Genomic DNA, 1,535 nt, shown 5'->3' on the forward strand with positions numbered 1-1,535 from the left:
AGCCTCGATCCGCCGACGCGCATTCGTGGGTGACGGTTTCCGTGTTTTTGGGATGGGCCGAGCGGCGATTCTGTGGGTGAGCATGGTGTGACTGCCGGTGTGCCTGGAGTGCCGGGCGTTTCTCGGATTGGTGTTCTGTTGGTTGTTTAGGCTGCGGATTGGGTTTGATGCCAGTCTTGTTCGGCTTCGTTCGGGGTTCGGTACCCGAGCGCCGAGTGCAACCGCTTCTGATTGTAACGTAGCTCGATCCAGCGGGCAATGTCTTTGATGGCGTGCCGGCGGGTCGGGTAACTGGTCCGATAGACTCGTTCTTTCTTCAGGGTGGCGTTGAATGATTCAGCCCACGCATTGTCATAACAGATGCCGGTCCGGCCCACGGATCGGATGATCTGGACCTGGCCGGTGTAGGTGGCGAACTCGGCCGATGTGTATTGGGTTCCGCGGTCGGAGTGAAAAATGGTGGCCTCGGGTGTGGTGTGGCCGTTCTTGACGGCCATCGCTAACGCGTCAATCACGAGCGAGGTGCGCATGTGGTCGGCCATCGCGTACCCGACCACCTTCTTGGTGGCGCAGTCCAACACGGTGGCCAGGTACACCCAACCCTGCCAGGTGTCGATGTAGGTGATGTCCCCGACGAGTTTGGTGCCCGGCACGGCCGCGGTGAAGTCACGCTTCAGCAGGTCCGGCAGTGTGCCGGCATCAGAGCTGAGCGTGGTCTTCGGGCCTTTGCGTTTCGGCTGGACTGCCACCAGCCCACGTTCCCGCATGATCGAACGAACGGTTTGTGAGTCACACCAGCGACCCGCCCGGGCCAGGGCGGCGTGGATCCTGCGGTAGCCGTAGGTGCCGTCGGAGTCGGTGAACAGCCACTCGATCAACACCCCCAGCGCGTCTCGCCACAGCTCGGTCGCCGAGGCTGGTCGGCTCCGCCAGTCGTAGTAGCCCGACGTGGACACCCTCGCCCACCAGCACATGGACACGGTCGGATAGTGGCCTTCTTCGCTGCAGATGAACCCATACTTGGCGCTCACCGGTACTCCTTCGCGAAGAAGGCCGCCGCTTTTCCCAGGAATTCACGCTCCATCTTCATTTCCCGGATCTCTTTACGAAGCCGCGCCAACTCGACCCGTTCCGACTCCGACAGAACAGGCTCCTCACCGGCATGCTCACGCCGATACTTATTCACCCACGTTCGTAACGTCTCCGAACCGATCCCCAGTTCCTTCGCGACGGTCGAGACCATCCGCGACGATTCGACCACAGCGCGAACCGCTTCCGCTTTGAACTCTTCACTGAAACTACGTGGCGCCATCGGATCTTCCTTCTTTCTAGACGACCCAAAGAATCCTATCCTTTGGGGCACCTATCCGAGATCAATCCCTCACTCCAAGGTGTATGTGACACCCTTGGTCGCGTCTTGATCGATGGTCTTGGGTACCGACTGAAGGAAGCCAGTGGCGAGGGTGGCGATGGTTGCCGCGTAGGCGTTGTTCTGGGCGAAGTACGCCTCGCTGGCCACCTGCACTGTCTTCACG

2 protein-coding genes are annotated in these 1,535 nt (G+C 60.6%); both read right to left on the bottom strand.

Translation table 11 applies throughout. The features are described 5' to 3' along the window. Positions 1-146: 146 nt before the first annotated feature. Positions 147-1,312, bottom strand: a protein-coding gene (locus JJE47_05305) for an IS3 family transposase (protein MBK5266833.1) whose coding sequence is annotated in 2 segments (ribosomal slippage) — positions 147-1,066 and positions 1,066-1,312 — 1,167 coding nt in all. Because the reading frame shifts where the segments join, the coding sequence is not laid out codon by codon here. A gap of 69 nt (positions 1,313-1,381) precedes the next feature. After that, positions 1,382-1,535, bottom strand: a 154-nt coding sequence (locus JJE47_05310) for a hypothetical protein (protein MBK5266834.1), incomplete at its 5' end; no start/stop codon positions are given.

It is taken from the genome of Acidimicrobiia bacterium, assembly GCA_016650365.1.
Taxonomy (GTDB): Bacteria; Actinomycetota; Acidimicrobiia; order Spongiisociales; family JAENVV01; genus JAENVV01.